At 41.3% G+C, this 16167-nt stretch carries 18 protein-coding genes; all 18 read right to left on the minus strand.

The window, feature by feature from the left end; genetic code table 11:
- Positions 1-314 precede the first annotated feature (314 nt).
- The 18 genes from FNK51_RS02180 to FNK51_RS02260 all read right to left on the minus strand — a co-directional run bounded on the left by FNK51_RS02180 (position 315) and on the right by FNK51_RS02260 (position 16139).
- Positions 315-716 (minus strand): F0F1 ATP synthase subunit epsilon, encoded by a 402-nt coding sequence (locus tag FNK51_RS02180; RefSeq protein ID WP_034315803.1) that lies wholly within the window; start codon positions 714-716, stop codon positions 315-317.
- Positions 717-741: 25 nt separating this feature from the next.
- A complete protein-coding gene (atpD, locus tag FNK51_RS02185; protein WP_034315806.1) occupies positions 742-2139 on the minus strand; it encodes a F0F1 ATP synthase subunit beta in 1398 nt (465 codons plus the stop codon).
- Positions 2140-2227: 88 nt separating this feature from the next.
- Positions 2228-3088, minus strand: a complete 861-nt coding sequence (locus FNK51_RS02190) for a F0F1 ATP synthase subunit gamma (RefSeq protein WP_098370188.1) — start codon at positions 3086-3088, stop codon at positions 2228-2230.
- A gap of 37 nt (positions 3089-3125) precedes the next feature.
- A complete protein-coding gene (gene atpA / locus FNK51_RS02195; RefSeq protein WP_034315812.1) occupies positions 3126-4634 on the minus strand; it encodes a F0F1 ATP synthase subunit alpha in 1509 nt (502 codons plus the stop codon).
- Positions 4635-4658: 24 nt separating this feature from the next.
- On the minus strand, positions 4659-5195 hold the full coding sequence (locus FNK51_RS02200) for a F0F1 ATP synthase subunit delta (protein ID WP_141992310.1): 537 nt from the start codon (positions 5193-5195) through the stop codon (positions 4659-4661).
- Positions 5192-5710, minus strand: coding sequence for a F0F1 ATP synthase subunit B (gene atpF, locus FNK51_RS02205; RefSeq protein ID WP_098370190.1), 519 nt, complete (start codon positions 5708-5710; stop codon positions 5192-5194). The genes FNK51_RS02200 and atpF overlap by 4 nt, the downstream gene beginning before the upstream one ends.
- A 150-nt stretch (positions 5711-5860) precedes the next feature.
- On the minus strand, positions 5861-6085 hold the full coding sequence (gene atpE, locus FNK51_RS02210) for a F0F1 ATP synthase subunit C (RefSeq protein ID WP_034315818.1): 225 nt from the start codon (positions 6083-6085) through the stop codon (positions 5861-5863).
- Positions 6086-6157: 72 nt separating this feature from the next.
- The gene (atpB, locus tag FNK51_RS02215; RefSeq protein ID WP_076368353.1) at positions 6158-6874 is read right to left on the minus strand and encodes a F0F1 ATP synthase subunit A; all 717 of its coding nucleotides are present in this window, start codon (positions 6872-6874) and stop codon (positions 6158-6160) included.
- A 22-nt stretch (positions 6875-6896) separates the two neighbouring features.
- The gene (locus FNK51_RS02220; protein ID WP_063234155.1) at positions 6897-7265 is read right to left on the minus strand and encodes an ATP synthase subunit I; all 369 of its coding nucleotides are present in this window, start codon (positions 7263-7265) and stop codon (positions 6897-6899) included.
- Positions 7266-7550: 285 nt separating this feature from the next.
- Complete coding sequence (locus FNK51_RS02225) at positions 7551-9779, minus strand: S8 family serine peptidase (protein WP_286178543.1); 2229 nt, start codon at positions 9777-9779, stop codon at positions 7551-7553.
- Between the two features lie 83 nt (positions 9780-9862).
- Positions 9863-11005 (minus strand): non-hydrolyzing UDP-N-acetylglucosamine 2-epimerase, encoded by a 1143-nt coding sequence (gene wecB / locus FNK51_RS02230; RefSeq protein WP_141992311.1) that lies wholly within the window; start codon positions 11003-11005, stop codon positions 9863-9865.
- A 23-nt stretch (positions 11006-11028) separates the two neighbouring features.
- The gene (upp, locus tag FNK51_RS02235) at positions 11029-11658 is read right to left on the minus strand and encodes a uracil phosphoribosyltransferase (protein ID WP_034315825.1); all 630 of its coding nucleotides are present in this window, start codon (positions 11656-11658) and stop codon (positions 11029-11031) included.
- Positions 11659-11892: 234 nt separating this feature from the next.
- Positions 11893-13134, minus strand: a complete 1242-nt coding sequence (locus FNK51_RS02240; RefSeq protein ID WP_053536892.1) for a serine hydroxymethyltransferase — start codon at positions 13132-13134, stop codon at positions 11893-11895.
- Between the two features lie 362 nt (positions 13135-13496).
- Positions 13497-14090 (minus strand): TIGR01440 family protein, encoded by a 594-nt coding sequence (locus FNK51_RS02245; RefSeq protein ID WP_098370193.1) that lies wholly within the window; start codon positions 14088-14090, stop codon positions 13497-13499.
- A gap of 70 nt (positions 14091-14160) precedes the next feature.
- The gene (gene rpiB / locus FNK51_RS02250; protein WP_034315832.1) at positions 14161-14607 is read right to left on the minus strand and encodes a ribose 5-phosphate isomerase B; all 447 of its coding nucleotides are present in this window, start codon (positions 14605-14607) and stop codon (positions 14161-14163) included.
- A 240-nt stretch (positions 14608-14847) separates the two neighbouring features.
- The gene (locus FNK51_RS27040; protein WP_286178544.1) at positions 14848-14970 is read right to left on the minus strand and encodes a hypothetical protein; all 123 of its coding nucleotides are present in this window, start codon (positions 14968-14970) and stop codon (positions 14848-14850) included.
- Positions 14971-14984: 14 nt separating this feature from the next.
- A complete protein-coding gene (locus FNK51_RS02255; protein ID WP_141992312.1) occupies positions 14985-15428 on the minus strand; it encodes a low molecular weight protein arginine phosphatase in 444 nt (147 codons plus the stop codon).
- A 144-nt stretch (positions 15429-15572) separates the two neighbouring features.
- Entirely contained in the window at positions 15573-16139 is a 567-nt protein-coding gene (locus FNK51_RS02260; protein ID WP_141992313.1) for a manganese efflux pump MntP, read from the minus strand.
- Positions 16140-16167 lie beyond the last annotated feature (28 nt).

A 16167-nucleotide genomic window follows, 5' to 3' on the forward strand; every position in this document is an offset into this window, starting at 1 on the left:
GTTAAATGGGTACAATTCAAATTTGCTTGTCTTCTTTTTGGATACCGTTTTAAATATTATGCAGGGTAACATTCTTTTAGAAGCAACGTGAAAGGAGGGGGTATGAAGCAATAAATGTAAGCGTATACATTATAACATTAGGATAAAATCATGTCGACGAGTTAAGGTTTAAAATGGAAAATACTTTACTCTATAATTCGACCTTTTTTTCCTAATTCCGATATTAAATATCAATAATCCTCAAAAACTTTCTGGATAAAAAAACACCTGATCTTACCACGAATGGTTTGATCAGGTGCTTTCATAAATTAAAGTTATCGCATTTCTGCAATTTGGATTCGGTTGATGGCACGTTTAAGCGCTAAATCAGCTCTTTTGGCATCATTTGATCCATCATTGTTCTGCAATCTTTGTTCAGCACGGGCTTTTGCTGCTTGAGCACGTGCAAGATCGATAGTTTCAGCTCTTTCAGCAGATTGAGCCAAAATGGTTACCACATCAGGGCGAACTTCCAAGAAGCCACCATTTACAGCTACATAGTCTGTGTTGCTTCCATTTTTAAGACGGACAGCACCAATGGTAAGCGGGGCTACAGTTGGAACGTGTCCAGCCATGATTCCTAGCTCACCGCTTTTAGCTTTAGTGCTTACCATTTCAACTTCTGCATCATATACTGGGCCATCGGGAGTAACAACATTGACTTTAATGGTCTTCATTTCATTCCCTCCTAGGTCCCTTTAATTAAGCCATTTCTTTTGCTTTAGCAACAACTTCTTCGATGCGGCCAACTAGACGGAAAGCATCTTCAGGAAGTTCGTCATATTTTCCAGCTAGGATATCTTTGAATCCTTGGACTGTTTCTTTAACTGGTACATAAGATCCTTTTTGACCAGTAAATTGTTCAGCCACGTGGAAGTTTTGTGACAAGAAGTTTTGAATTCTACGAGCACGTTGCACGATTACTTTTTCGTCTTCGCTTAACTCGTCCATACCCAAGATCGCAATAATATCTTGAAGTTCTTTATATTTCTGTAAAGTTGATTGAACTTGACGAGCTACTTTATAGTGCTCAGCTCCAACGATTTCTGGGCTAAGAGCACGAGAAGAAGAAGCCAATGGATCAACTGCTGGGTAGATACCCATTTCAGAAAGTTTACGCTCAAGGTTAGTTGTTGCATCTAAGTGAGCGAAAGTTGTAGCTGGAGCCGGATCCGTATAGTCATCAGCAGGTACATAGATCGCTTGAATAGATGTAACAGAACCTTTATTAGTTGATGTGATACGTTCTTGTAATTGACCCATTTCTGTAGCAAGGGTTGGTTGGTAACCTACCGCTGAAGGCATACGGCCTAGAAGGGCAGAAACCTCTGAACCTGCTTGAGTGAAACGGAAGATGTTATCGATGAAGAAAAGAACGTCTTGTCCTTGTTCGTCACGGAAATATTCAGCCATTGTCAAACCACTTAGAGCTACACGCATACGTGCACCTGGTGGCTCGTTCATTTGTCCGAATACCATCGCTGTTTTCTTAATAACACCAGAATCAGTCATCTCGTAGAAAAGGTCATTTCCTTCACGAGTACGCTCACCTACACCAGCGAATACTGAAATACCGCCGTGCTCTTGTGCGATGTTATTAATAAGTTCTTGGATAAGTACAGTTTTACCAACACCAGCACCACCGAAGAGACCGATTTTACCACCTTTGATGTAAGGTGCAAGTAAATCTACTACTTTAATACCAGTTTCAAGAATTTCAACTGTTGTTGATAAGTCCTCAAAAGTTGGTGCTTGTCTGTGAATTGGATCACGACGCACCTCTGCTGTAAGTGGTTCAAATAGGTCAATGTTTTCCCCTAATACGTTGAAAACGCGGCCTAGAGTTACTTCACCTACAGGAACGGAAATTGGAGCTCCTGTATCAACAGTCTCTGCACCACGAGTTAAACCATCAGTGGAAGACATTGCTACAGTACGAACTGTATTATCACCTAGTTGAAGGGCCACTTCAAGAGTTAGTCCTGTACCAGACGCTGTATTTTCGATTCTTAACGCGTTATAGATCTTAGGAAGTTGTCCGTCTTCGAATTTCACGTCAACAACCGGACCCATAACTTGAGTAACGCGTCCTATATTCATCGTTTTCCCTCCTAACGTTGCTTATAACGACTATCGAGATTATGGAACGGCCAAGCTTCGTTCGGGCCGACCGTCCCCGTTAATGATTTTATTCTAAAGCTGCTGCACCGCCAACAATTTCCGTGATTTCTTGAGTAATTGCGGCCTGACGTGCACGGTTATATTGCAATGAAAGCGAGTCGATCAATTCTTTCGCATTATCGGTTGCATTTTTCATTGCAGTCATACGTGCAGAGTGCTCACTTGCTTTACCATCTAACAAAGCACCATAAATTAAACTTTCTGCGTACTGAGGTAGTAATACCTCAAGAATTTCTTCTGCATTCGGTTCAAATTCATAAGAAGTCAATGCTGCATTGGAAGTATCAAAGTCAGCTAAAGGAAGGACTTGCGTTTCCGTTACATCCTGCTGGATTGGGCTGACATAATGGTTATAGTACATATAAAGCTCATCACACAGTTCATTTAGATACAAATTCACTGTTGATTTAGCAAGGGAGCTAATGTCAGCGAAAGACGGCTGATCGGGAACCCCAGTTACTTCAAGCTCTACGTGCATATTACGGCTGACAAAGAAATCACGGCCAACCCTTCCGATTGCGATAATGACGAACTCATCATTGGATTTATGGCGTTCAAGAATAGTTTTATGAACGTGGCGAAGGATGCTACTGTTGTATGCACCTGCCAATCCGCGGTCCGATGTGATTACCAGGTAACCGGTTTTCTTCACTGGACGTGAGACAAGCATTGGATGAGATGCACCCGTACTTCCGTTCGCAATACTTGATACTACTTCTTGAATTTTTTCCATATATGGAACATATGCTTTAGCATTAGCTTCAGCACGGTTCATTTTAGAAGCAGATACCATCTGCATCGCTTTTGTAATTTGACTCGTCTTTTTCGTTGAAGTAATCCGAGACTTAATATCGCGTAAAGAGGCCATTCATTCTCACCACCCTTTATAAATTAGTTAGACCTTATTATTCAGAAATAACGAAGTTCTTTTTGAACTCGTTAATTGCAGCAACGATAGCAGCGTCTTCAGGAAGACCTTTAGTTGTGCGAATGTGATCTAATAATTCTGGATGAGAACGATCTAGGAACACATAGTATTCTTCTTCAAAACGAAGGATATCCGATACTGGAATATCATCTAGATGACCTTTAGTCAATGCATAGAAAATCATGACTTGTTTTTCAACTTTAATTGGTTTATTTAGATCTTGCTTAAGAACTTCAACTGTACGAGCACCACGGTTAAGTTTTGCTTGAGTAGCAGCATCAAGATCAGAACCGAATTGGGAGAATGCTTCCAATTCACGATAAGAAGCTAAGTCTAGACGTAATGTACCAGCAACTTTTTTCATCGCTTTAATTTGTGCAGATCCACCAACACGGGATACGGAAAGACCAGCGTTAATCGCAGGACGTACACCTGAGAAGAACAAATCAGATTGTAAGAAGATTTGTCCATCTGTGATGGAAATAACGTTTGTTGGAATGTAAGCAGAGATATCGCCTGCTTGTGTTTCAACAAATGGAAGCGCAGTAATTGAACCGGCACCTAAAGTGTCATTCAATTTAGCTGCACGCTCAAGTAAGCGGGAGTGCAAGTAGAATACATCCCCAGGGAATGCTTCACGACCTGGAGGACGGCGAAGAAGCAAGGAAAGTTCACGGTATGCTGATGCTTGTTTAGAAAGATCATCATATACCACTAAAACGTGCTTGCCAGCGAACATGAACTCTTCACCCATAGTCACACCAGCATATGGAGCTAGGTATAAAAGTGGTGCTGGTTGAGAAGCTGATGCAGATACAACAATTGTGTAATCTAGTGCACCATTTTTACGTAGTGTCTCAACTGTTCCACGAACTGTTGATTCTTTTTGACCAATAGCAACATAAATACAGATCATGTCTTGGTCAGCTTGGTTAAGGATTGTATCGATCGCAACTGATGTTTTACCAGTTTGACGGTCACCAATGATTAACTCACGTTGTCCGCGTCCGATTGGTACTAGAGCATCGATTGCTTTAATCCCTGTTTGTAATGGCTCATGAACAGATTTACGGTCCATAACACCTGTAGCAGGGCTTTCGATTGGACGAGTTTTTGTTGTAGCGATTGGGCCAAGACCATCTAATGGTTGTCCTAGCGGATTCACGACACGTCCGATTAATTCTTCTCCAACTGGCACTTCCATGATACGGCCAGTACGGCGTACTTCACTGCCTTCTTGAATGTCTCTGAATGGTCCAAGAATAACAACACCTACGTTATTTTGCTCAAGGTTTTGTGCCAATCCCATTGAACCATTAGAAAATTCTAAGAGCTCCCCAGCCATTGCATTATCTAAACCATGAACGCGAGCGATACCATCACCAACAGTGATTACTGTACCTACATCGCTTACTTTAATTTCCGACTGATAGTTTTCAATCTGCTTTTTAATCAGCGCACTGATTTCTTCAGCTTTGATGCTCATGAATTTCACCCCTATCTGTGAATATTAACCTAATAGTTGTTTGCTAAGGCGATCAAGCTTCCCGCTTATCGTTCCGTCATAAATACGGTTACCGATTTGAAGTTTGATGCCGCCAAGAATACTGCTATCCGTAACATTAGTGATACGCAAATGACGTTTGCCGATTTTTGCAGCAAAAGCTGAAGACACAGCTTCCGCTTCAGCTTCAGTTAAAGGATTAACTGTATAAACAGTCGCGTCCGCAACTGAATTTTCTTCATTCGCAAGTTCAATGAACTCTTGTGCCATAGCAGTCACTTCACCTGTACGATGACGCTCCACCATTAACATTACAGTATTTTGAACGGAAGACGAAAGACTTGCAAATGCATTTGCAAGCAATGTATTTTTTGCATCGCTAGTCATTTTAGGATGAGCCAAGAAGTTTAATAGCTCTTTATCATTTGTGAAAACGTCATTCACTATGCGAAGCTCTTCTTCAAGTTGGTTAATGAGATTTTGCTCTTTCGCAATTTGGAAAAGAGCTACAGCATAACGTCCTGCTACAGTTATATCGCTCATTTACCTTCTCCTGCCTCTTGAATATATTCATTGATTAGTTTTTCTTGATCAGCTGATGAAAGTTCTTTCTCAATCACCTTAGAGGCGATCATAACAGATAATGAAGCTACTTGCTCGCGTAAGGCGGCAACTGCTTTTTCTCTCTCTTGAACGATTTCACGTTTTGCTGATTCTTTAACACGTTCAGCCTCTGCACGCGCTTGATTAATAATATCTTCGCGCTGTGCTTCGCCTTGTTGCTTAGCATTCTCTATAAGTTGTCCCGCTTCAGTGCGAGATTGTTTTACGATTTCACGCTGTTCTTCTAAATATTTCAGTGCTTCTTTTCTACTAACTTCAGCTGCTTCAATTTCATTCGCAACATGCTCTTCACGTTCTTTCATGATGCCCATTAGCGGACCCCATGCAAACTTCTTAAGCAACGCTAACAAAATAATAAAGATTACAAGCTGGTATATGATATCCCCACCATTAAAGTGGGCTGCTTGACCAAGAACATAATTGCTTGTTAACACGCTCGGTTCACTCCCTTCATGAGATTCACTATTGAAGTTCTGTATTTTCGATTGACAGTATCACTGTCATAAATGTTCACTTTAACACAGAGCAATGGCGAAGGGTCTCCTTGGATCATCTTCGCCATTATTGAACTTTTTCAAGTTATCTTATTTACCCATTACAATAAACGCGATAACTACAGCGATGATTGGAAGTGCCTCAACTAACGCAATACCAACGAACATTGTAGTTTGAAGCATACCACGAGCTTCTGGCTGACGAGCCATTCCTTCAATTGTACGCCCTACGATAAGACCATTACCAATACCCGCACCTAGTGCACCTAATCCAACTGCGATAGCAGCAGCTATAAGACCTAAAGAACCTGTCATGATAAATTTCCTCCTTGAAATGTTGTTTTATTTTTTCATCAATATAATGTTCAAAATGAACAATATTTATAATTAATGGTCGTCACTTACTTTATGGGAAAGATAAACCATCGTTAACATAGTAAAGATAAAAGCTTGAATGGAGCCGACAAAGATACTAAATCCTTCCCAAGCTAACATTGGTAATGCAGCAGTGGCTGCACCCACAACACCACTTGTTCCTAGTCCAGCAAGTAAAGTTAATAGTAACTCACCCGCATAAATATTCCCGTAAAGCCGCAATCCTAGAGTTAACGTATTAGCGAACTCCTCAATAATCTTTAACGGAAACAAGAAACCCATTGGTTGGACATAAGTTTTGGCATAATTTTTCATGCCTCTCATCTTGATACCATAATAATGAGTTAAACCCATTACCATAACTGCCAAGGTTAAAGTTATTGCTGGATCTGATGTAGGTGATTTCCACCAAAGTTCATGCCCTATTACAATCGAGAACGGCAATCCTAACATGTTTGAAACAAATACGTACAATATTAATGTCATTCCCAACATAAGGAACTGACCACCCGTACGCCAATCCATATTGCTGTTGATGATATTTTTCACAAAATCCATAACCCATTCGATAAAGTTTTGGATTCCTGTTGGCTTCATCGCAAGTTTTCGAGTTGCTGCTACAGCAATAATGAAGACAATGAGACTTGCGATAGTCATCATAAGAACATTAGCCAAGTTGAAATGTATTCCAGTATCCATAAATTCCCACATAGGAGCTTCATGATTCAACAGTATTCACCTCTCTTCTTTACTACCTACGTATGTTTTGCATAAAATAATCTATCATAATGACAAAGTAAACTGTCATTAATCCCACTACCACGCAGACCACTTGAAACTCGTCAGGATATCTCAATGCAATAATTGCAGCTAAACCCGCTACAGACATTCTAGTTAAACTACCAAGGGAGCGCGTTTTCTTACCTTCGGCAACCTCTTGAGCGAACTTTTTGTTCTTTTTGACCATTGACCAGAATATAAATAGGCTGAAGGCTGTTCCAAGCAATAATCCTTGGAAGACTGAATCATGTGAAGTGAAGCCCACCCCGAGTACATAAATACCCATTAAATACAACATGTATTTTAGCTGCCTATTGAACATTTTTTCCAATTCTAGCATTTTGTCATGTAATCTCCCTAGAAATATTGTAGTATCTGTGTTTAGCTAGGGAATTTGCCCGTAACAAGTCCAAATAGAAGGTCAAAAACTAGCTTCTATTTGACACGTTATTAACGTATGAAACCCCTCTCATTTTACATCCTTAGTTAGCATACAATAGGCAAGAATCAATGTCAATGAGTGGTTAGTGAAATTTGTCACAGGTTTGTAATTATTAACGAATTGTTCACAAATTATCTTTTTTATACTATTGACATCCATTTTATTTTACTTATTATCCTCTATTCACTCAATAAGTAACGTCTTTTCTATCCGATCTTCCCTTCCACCCTTTCTCGCAAAGATTATCGCTTTATACACTCCCTTAGGCGGCAAGTTCTTTTTCAATACATCTTTTTTGATCAAACCGGAAGGTGCCGATTTGGACCAATCCAAATATCCAGCGAATTTCAAGCTATCTTCCTCATAAAGGGCAATACCGAATTCTTCAGCCCCACGCGGAAGGTACATTTCGTATCGATATGTGCCTTTCTGGTCCCCTTGGCCAAAATCAAATCCCATTATCCTTGGGTAATCAGGCTCTTCCTTTACATATAAATAAGGAAGGGATATTCTTTTGGTTCCTTCCATTATAATGAGGTATCCATCAAAGACTCCTTTTTTAAGCTCGGCTGGGTTGACCTGCAGCCCCACTTTTATCCGTTTTTTTTCCTTCGGATTCAAAGTAAGGGATTTCGGCAATTCCCAAGTAAGTCCCGTCTCTTTCAATGGAACCATGAAAGAGTACTTCCTCATTTCCGTTCCGGTATTTTCTATGACTATCGTTTCATGATGCTCTTCAATTCCTTCTTTTTTCGTATACATCCCAAAAGACAATGAGCTTGGACTCAAGAGCGTGTCCGCTTTTAATGCTTCGTCGACCCGGATGCGTCCAGCCCCCTGTTCATATGTGTGATACAATTGATTCTTAGATTTCCTCAATGGTTTGGAAGTGCTCATCAATGCAGATTTCACTTGCTCCGGGTTCCATTCGGGGTGTTTTTGCAGGATTAAGGCGCATGCTCCTGCAACATGCGGTGCGGACATACTTGTTCCATCCAGGGACATATATCCTTTAGGGATGGTACTTTCAATTTCCACTCCCGGTGCCAATACGTCAGGCTTTATTCCCCATGATACGGTTACCGGTCCCCTGGAGCTAAAATCTGCGAGCTTATCCTGCTCGTTCTTATAAACAAATTGAACGGTTTTGCTCTGCCCTTGCTCCATGATTTGCTTTAGCTGTAATCCATCTCTTCTATTAATAGAAGCAGCTGGGATGTTCATTTCTTTTTCCAAGCTTCCAGTAAAGGTCCCGCTTGTATTATTATAAACAATTACCCCCTTTGCACCTGCCTTCTCTGCATTGGATACTTTCTGCTGGAAGGTAAGTGTGCCACGTTCCATCAACACAATCTTATCCCGAACATGTTTCAGGTCCTTTTCATTACCCAGACCCCCAAATATGACATCCTCGGAAAACGTCAGGTTCCATTTTTTAGAACCTTGAAACACGGTTAAATGCGATTGATGCTTTTTCGACCCAAGTCCGTAAATCATATACGGAACCCTTAAGGGAGGAGTCGATGCCCCAACGGAAATCGCTTTTTCCGCTGTTCCGGGTGAGCCTACGGTCCATACAGCAGGACCGGAATTCCCGTTGGATGTCACGGCAACGATGCCGCTTTCCACAGCTTTATTCAACGCAAGTGAGATAGGTAAATCAGGGCCATTGATGTTATTGCCAAGAGAGAGGTTCAATACATCCACCCTATCCTTCATGGCTGACTCAATAGCCATCAAGACTTGGTCTGTATCTCCTGCACCACCTGGTCCCAAAGCTCGATATGCATATATCTCCGCTTCTGGTGCGACGCCTTTCATTTTTCCATTGGCTGCAATGATGCCTGCCACATGAGTCCCATGTAATGTATCCAGGTCGCCTTGATTTTTGGTTTCCATCGGATCTTCATCACCATCTACCAGATCCTTCCCTCCTTTATAAGCACGTTGCAAATCTGGATGTGTATAATCGATTCCAGTATCTATGATTCCTACTTTTACCCCTTTCCCGGTGATCCGGTGATTCTCCTTATCAAAGAAACCCCTGACCCTTCCTCCTCCTATGTATGGGACACTTTTATCCAACACCGCTTGATAAACGGTTACTTCCGTTACAGCCTGAATTTCATCCTCCTTTTTAAGTTGTTCTATCTCATTCATTTTCCCCTGAACGGAAAATCCTTTCAGGGCAACTGAATAAACATTCCGTAATTGAAGAGATGGATATTTCTCAAGCAGTTTTTCGATTTTTTTTCGTTGAAACACCTTATCCATCGTGACAACAACCGTTACTTCCTTAGATTCAGATAGTTTTGGTAAAGGCGGCAGAATGACGGATGCCAATCCCTTTTCATTTTGATAAATAAATATAAAAAGGAAAACAAACACTATGAACGTTTTCTTTCCCAACATAATCATCCCCTTAGCTGTTATCTTTTCTCAACAACCTTGGAGTATGCAAATAAAAAAAGGAAAAGCGCATGGCTTTTCCTTTTTTATGAGTCAAATCTAGTTGGTGGCATGTCTGCTTGCTTAAAATAGTAACGGATGGCTTCAGCGATGCGGACCGAAGCATTTCCATCCCCATATGGATTTGAAGCTTTGGACATTTTTTCGTGCACCTCATGATCGGTGAGCAATTCATGTGCCAAATTATATATGTTTTGTTCATCAGTACCCGCCAATCTTAAGGTTCCAGCAGCAATCCCCTCAGGACGTTCGGTCGTATCCCTTAAAACTAGGACAGGTACACCAAGTGACGGTGCCTCTTCCTGGATTCCTCCAGAATCTGTCAAAATCAGATAGGCTCTTGAAGCGAAGTTATGGAAATCCAATACATCCAGCGGTTCAATCAAATGAACCCTCGGATCGTCCCCGAGAATTTCGTTTGCCAATTCCTGAACAAGCGGATTTAAATGGACAGGATATACCACTTGAACGTCATCATGCTCAGCAATGATTTTCTTCACGGCCCTGAAGATATTCCTCATGGGTTCGCCAAGGTTTTCCCTGCGATGGGCTGTAAGCAAAATGAGCCTGTCTTCTCCAAGTCCATTTAAAACTGGATGGGAATACGTGGAACGTACAGTAGTTTTTAAAGCATCGGTTGCCGTATTTCCCGTTACGAAGATATTATCCTTCTTGTTTTCGTTCAGCAGATTCTCCTCCGCTTTCGAAGTCGGCGCAAAATGCAAATCTGCCATAGTACCTGTAAGCTGCCGATTCATCTCTTCCGGATAGGGGGAATACTTATTCCATGTGCGCAGCCCTGCTTCTACATGCCCAATGACAATTTGATTATAAAAAGCTGCCAGACTTGCGACAAACGTTGTGGTTGTATCACCGTGTACAAGAACAATATCAGGTTTGGCTTCCTTCATTACTGAATCAAGACCATTTAATGCTCTTGTTGTAATGTCAGCAAGCGTTTGCCTTTCCTTCATTATGTCCAAGTCATAGTCCGGCTGTATCGAAAATAGTTCGAGAACTTGATCTAACATTTGGCGATGCTGAGCCGTAACAGCAACGATCGGCTTGAAATATTCTGGGTGTTTTTGAAATTCGAGTACTAAGGGGGCCATTTTGACAGCTTCTGGTCTCGTCCCGAAAATGGTCATGACTTTTATCGGTTTATTCATTCGTGACACCTCAGTTTCTCTCCTTATTTTGTGCCGAATAAACGATCTCCCGCGTCTCCAAGACCTGGAACGATATACCCGTGTTCATTCAGTTTTTCGTCAAGACCCGCAATATAAATATCAACATCAGGATGGGCTTCTTTTAATGCTTCTACACCCTCTGGAGCTGCAATCAAACACATGAATTTAATATTGACTGCACCGCGCTTTTTAATGGAATGGATCGCTTCGATGGCTGATCCGCCAGTGGCTAACATCGGGTCAACGACAATGCATTCCCTTTCAGCCAAATCGCTTGGCATTTTCGCATAATACTCCACCGGTTTCAATGTTTCAGGATCACGGTAAAGTCCAACATGTCCGACCTTTGCAGCAGGAATCAGCTTAATGATCCCGTCCACCATCCCTATGCCTGCACGTAAAATAGGGACGATACCCACTTTTTTACCAGAAAGCATTTTCACTTTCGCTGTGCTTACAGGCGTTTGGATTTCCACCTCTTCCAGCGGCATATCCCTCGTGATTTCAAATGCCATCAATGATGCAACTTCATCCACTAGTTCACGGAATTCTTTTGTTCCTGTATTTATATCACGTATATAGGCTAATTTGTGTTGAATTAACGGGTGATCGAAAACATAAACTTTTCCCATTTAGCATCTCTCCAATTCCATTGCTTAGTTTTGCGCTTTTTTATGATTTCCCTAATCGAATAGAAAAATTTTCGTGTCTTTTAAAATTCACTTCAACCTATTTTACAGAAAAAAGGTTCAATCTTCAATAAAGGTTTAGATGTCAGACCTATTTTCACTATTCGGATTCTTCTAACACCGGCCTTCCATAAGATACAAAAAAACCGCTCCCTTTAAAAGGGAGCAGCTACGTAATTACAATGAAGGATATAATTCAAATTTGTTCGCTAATGATTCGACACGCTGTTTTGCTTCTTCAAGTTTAGCTGCGTCTTCATTATTTTTCAAAACAAGTCCGATGATTGCAGCTATTTCATCCATGTCTTCCAATCCGAAGCCACGTGATGTCACCGCCGCAGTCCCAATACGTATACCGCTGGTTACGAATGGTTTTTCCGGGTCATAAGGAATCGCATTTTTGTTCACGGTAATACCGATTTCATCCAAAACATGTTCTGCGATTTTTCCCGTTAATCCAGTAGAGCGCACATCAAGAAGAATCAAGTGATTGTCCGTTCCATCAGAAACAAGGGTGAACCCTTCTTTCTTCAAACCTTCGCCCAAGCGTTTAGCATTATCGATGATTTGTTGTGCATATACTTTAAAATCATCTTGAAGCGCTTCGCCAAATGCAACAGCCTTAGCGGATATAACATGCATCAACGGACCGCCTTGAATTCCAGGGAAGATGGATTTATCGATCTTCTTACCGAATTCTTCTTTACAGATGATCATCCCTCCGCGTGGTCCGCGAAGTGTTTTATGAGTGGTTGTCGTTACAAAGTCAGCATAAGGAATCGGGCTTTGATGTAATCCAGCCGCAACTAAACCTGCAATATGCGCCATATCGACCATTAAATAAGCCCCGACTTCATCTGCAATTTCACGGAATCGCTTGAAGTCAATTTCCCGTGGATATGCACTTGCACCCGCTACGATCAATTTCGGTTTGTGCTGACGCGCTTTTTCCAATACATCATTGTAATCGATACGGTGATCTTTTTCGTCTACACCATATTCAACAAAATTGTAGTTAACACCACTGAAGTTAACTGGACTTCCATGTGTTAAGTGACCTCCATGCGAAAGGTTCATCCCAAGCACCGTGTCTCCAGTTTGAAGAACAGTAAAGTAAACGGCCATATTGGCTTGAGCTCCAGAGTGAGGCTGTACGTTCACATACTCTCCTCCGAAAATTTCTTTCGCACGCTCACGTGCTAGATCTTCAACGATGTCTACATACTCACATCCGCCATAGTAACGTTTTCCAGGGTATCCTTCTGCATACTTATTAGTCAAGACCGAACCTTGTGCTTCCATGACAGCTTCACTCACGAAGTTTTCAGAAGCAATAAGCTCAATCTTACTTCTTTGACGCCCTAATTCCAGTTGAATTGCGTTAAACACTTGCTCATCTTGCTTTGCTAAACGATTCATTCCGTAATTCCTCCTCAAATTGTGCGTGATTCGCTTTTTAGTATTTATGTGCAACATGCCTTCAAAAAAGCATGAAAAAGCCTTACCAATAGTTATTAGAAAATTCTACTCCATTTTAACATGTCTAATTTAGAAGTGATAGTCTAATTTTATCGAACGTTAAATGTTTTTTTATTTAAAAACGTTCGTATTTAACATCGAAATAATGCTAAATAGCTCTTTCACCCTATATTTCATAAGCAAAATCACCATTCTATTAGCACTATAAAGTAATGTTTTTTTTGTGAAGAGCTTTACGATTTCGCTCGCATTCAATTAAAAAACAGCATTCCCCATCCGAGAAATGCTGTCCCACTTACCCATTAAGTACAACTTTTGTTATCAGAAATGTCCTGATAAACGGCCCGCTCCCCGCCAATCAGTTTCGGACGCGTTTTTGCCATGGTCACATGTGCATGTCCTATTTCTTTAATGGCAGAGCGAATTGGAACCGCCACATGCTTCAGATGCATGCCAATGAAGGTGTCCCCAATGTCTATCCCCGCATCTGCTTTAATATGTTCGACGACGACAGCATCTTTCCATTGTTGGTAGGCGTACGTCGCCATCGATCCCCCAGCTGTTCTTACAGGTACAACCGAAACTTCTTCATAATCATATCGAACCGCGGTTTCTCTTTGCAAAACCAAGGCCCTGTTTAGATGTTCACAACATTGATATGCAACCTGAACACCCGTTTTCCCTTGAAAATCCCTAACTACGGAAAAAATCATTCCTGCAACATCGAGCGTCCCTTCAGTACCGATCCTTTTCCCGATCACTTCACTTGTACTGCAGCCGATCACCAGTAGCTGTTTCTCTTTTAAAGCTGTCTGTTCTTGAAACTCATGTAAAAGTTCCCGAAACTGGTTTTCCCATATCTCAAGCTCATTTGAAAATGTAGCATCACTTGTCATGAAAACGCATCCTTTCAATAAGAAAACTTGCTATCGGTAGAAAAGGGGTCTCTCCAAAAAACCATAAGAATTAGCTATGTTTACCTTCATACTCCGCAATCTTACCGATCCTGTTTTGATGACGCCCGCCTTCAAATTCCGAAGTCAGCCATGTTTGTGCAATTTCCCTGGCCAGACCCGGGCCAATGACGCGTTCCCCCATCGCTAACATATTGGTATCATTATGCTGGCGGGTCAATTTCGCACTATAGACATCATGAACCAATGCACATCGTATTCCTTTAACTTTATTGGCAGCAATGCTCATTCCAATTCCAGTTCCACAGATTAAAATGCCTCGATCGAACTCACCCCGCGCCACTTTTTCAGCAACCGGCAAAGCATAATCAGGATAATCCACCGACGTACTGCATTCACAGCCAAAGTCCTCAAATGGAATCTGTAACTCATTTAATAAATTCTTTATTTCTTCACGAATATGTATACCACCGTGATCCGAAGCAATCGCAACTTTCATCATAATCCTCCTCTAGCTTTTTCATTTGATTTTATTGTGTCACAAAATTATGAAAAGATAAAGGATGTCCATCCTTTTTCCCCGCAAAGAAGCAGGAAACCAACTCGGGTTTCCTGCAGTAAAATGTCAAGTGTGAAAGCGGGTAATGGTCCTGTTAACCATTTTCCACTTGCACTTTAAGTTCCATTGCCGATTTTTCGACATTTTCCATGACTAGCGCTTGTTTACTTGTCGTAGCCGTCACTTCTTCCGCTCCAGCAGATGCTTATTCTGCAATAGCAGCCACTTCTTGGGACTGCCTTGATCCTGCACTTTGCATTGACGGGCAACAAGCTTAGTAATATCTTTTACTGCAGCGACCACATTATGTACCCCGTTTATTCTTTAAGCCTTTTCTCTAATTCTTCTATTAATTCCTGCAACTCCCTGAACGTTTCACGGTAAATGCCTTCAGAACCGCCAAACGGATCTATTATGTCTCTATCATATTTATCCTCAATAATGAATTCTTTTAAAGTAAAAGTCTTATCGATCATTTTGGGGTATGCCCGGGTAATGACCGATTTATGCCCTTCCGTCATGGTGAAAATATGAGTCGCCCATTCCATTTCCTTCTTGGATAAGGGCGTTGAATGATGATTATGCACTATGTCATTTTCAACCAATACATTTTTAGCATGCAGCGAAGCATCCTGGCCTGATGAAGCATACACACCTGCGGACTTCACTTCAACACCCGCAATATTCTTATTTTTCAATATCGCTTCTGCCATCGGGCTTCTGCATGTGTTACCTGTACATACAAATAATACTCGGATCATTTTTAACGCCTCCTTTTTTATTCATTATAAGCTATCGCCCGTTTATTATAGTCAAAAAAATCACCGTCATTATGTCCGAAGAAAAATAAAAACCGCCCCAGTAATCGGAACAGTTGAGGAAGGAATGATATGAATTCAAGCGGATCAAAAAGAGAATAATAATTTCAATCCAAACGCACACAAGATGCTTCCGCCAAGAATCTCACTATACACGCCAAGCAAGCCCTGCATTTTTCTACCCAGTAAAAGCCCAGCCCACGTTAATAGAGTGGCAGCAAACCCAAAACAAAGAACGGTTAAAATCGTTTTTGCACCGTAAATTCCCAGTGTCAATCCTACCGAGAAGCTATCCAGGCTTACCCCTAAAGCAAATATGAATAGACCTTTCCCGATAGGAGCCAGCATCTTATTTTCCCTGACACCAGCTCCATCCTTTTTACCAGGGATAAACATCTGTATACCAAGAATGATCAACAATAGACCGCCAGCGTATGTAGCAAAGGTCCCGAATTTTTCTGAAATGAAACGGCCTGCCCCCATTCCAAGCAAGGGCATCCAAATATGAAAAATGCCTACTGTCAGTCCTATAAAAAGTATTTGCCTCAACCTTAGCTTAAACATTCCCATTCCAAGGCCGACTGAAAAGGCATCCATTCCCAATGCGAATGCCATTAGCAATAAGGTGATGATTTCTCCAGCAAATGTATTCATTCAAATCCCCCTCGGACGTGCCTACTAC

The organism is Bacillus sp. B4EP4a (genome assembly GCF_006680105.1).
Lineage (GTDB): Bacteria > Bacillota > Bacilli > Bacillales > DSM-1321 > Peribacillus > Peribacillus simplex_E.

Coding starts and splice junctions, on each gene's coding strand:
- FNK51_RS02220 (WP_063234155.1), bottom strand. CDS start 7,265: ATGCTAGAATTGGAAAAAATGTTCAATAGGCAGCTAAAATACATGTTG.
- atpA (WP_034315812.1), bottom strand. CDS start 4,634: ATGAGCATCAAAGCTGAAGAAATCAGTGCGCTGATTAAAAAGCAGATT.
- atpD (WP_034315806.1), bottom strand. CDS start 2,139: ATGAATATAGGACGCGTTACTCAAGTTATGGGTCCGGTTGTTGACGTG.
- wecB (WP_141992311.1), bottom strand. CDS start 11,005: ATGAATAAACCGATAAAAGTCATGACCATTTTCGGGACGAGACCAGAA.
- atpE (WP_034315818.1), bottom strand. CDS start 6,085: ATGACAGGTTCTTTAGGTCTTATAGCTGCTGCTATCGCAGTTGGATTA.
- FNK51_RS02200 (WP_141992310.1), bottom strand. CDS start 5,195: ATGAGCGATATAACTGTAGCAGGACGTTATGCTGTAGCTCTTTTCCAA.
- upp (WP_034315825.1), bottom strand. CDS start 11,658: ATGGGAAAAGTTTATGTTTTCGATCACCCGTTAATTCAACACAAATTA.
- FNK51_RS02260 (WP_141992313.1), bottom strand. CDS start 16,139: ATGAATACATTTGCTGGAGAAATCATCACCTTATTGCTAATGGCATTC.
- FNK51_RS02225 (WP_286178543.1), bottom strand. CDS start 9,779: ATGTTGGGAAAGAAAACGTTCATAGTGTTTGTTTTCCTTTTTATATTT.
- rpiB (WP_034315832.1), bottom strand. CDS start 14,607: ATGAAAGTTGCGATTGCTTCGGATCACGGTGGTATACATATTCGTGAA.
- FNK51_RS02245 (WP_098370193.1), bottom strand. CDS start 14,090: ATGACAAGTGATGCTACATTTTCAAATGAGCTTGAGATATGGGAAAAC.
- FNK51_RS02240 (WP_053536892.1), bottom strand. CDS start 13,134: ATGAATCGTTTAGCAAAGCAAGATGAGCAAGTGTTTAACGCAATTCAA.
- FNK51_RS02190 (WP_098370188.1), bottom strand. CDS start 3,088: ATGGCCTCTTTACGCGATATTAAGTCTCGGATTACTTCAACGAAAAAG.
- FNK51_RS02180 (WP_034315803.1), bottom strand. CDS start 716: ATGAAGACCATTAAAGTCAATGTTGTTACTCCCGATGGCCCAGTATAT.
- FNK51_RS02255 (WP_141992312.1), bottom strand. CDS start 15,428: ATGATCCGAGTATTATTTGTATGTACAGGTAACACATGCAGAAGCCCG.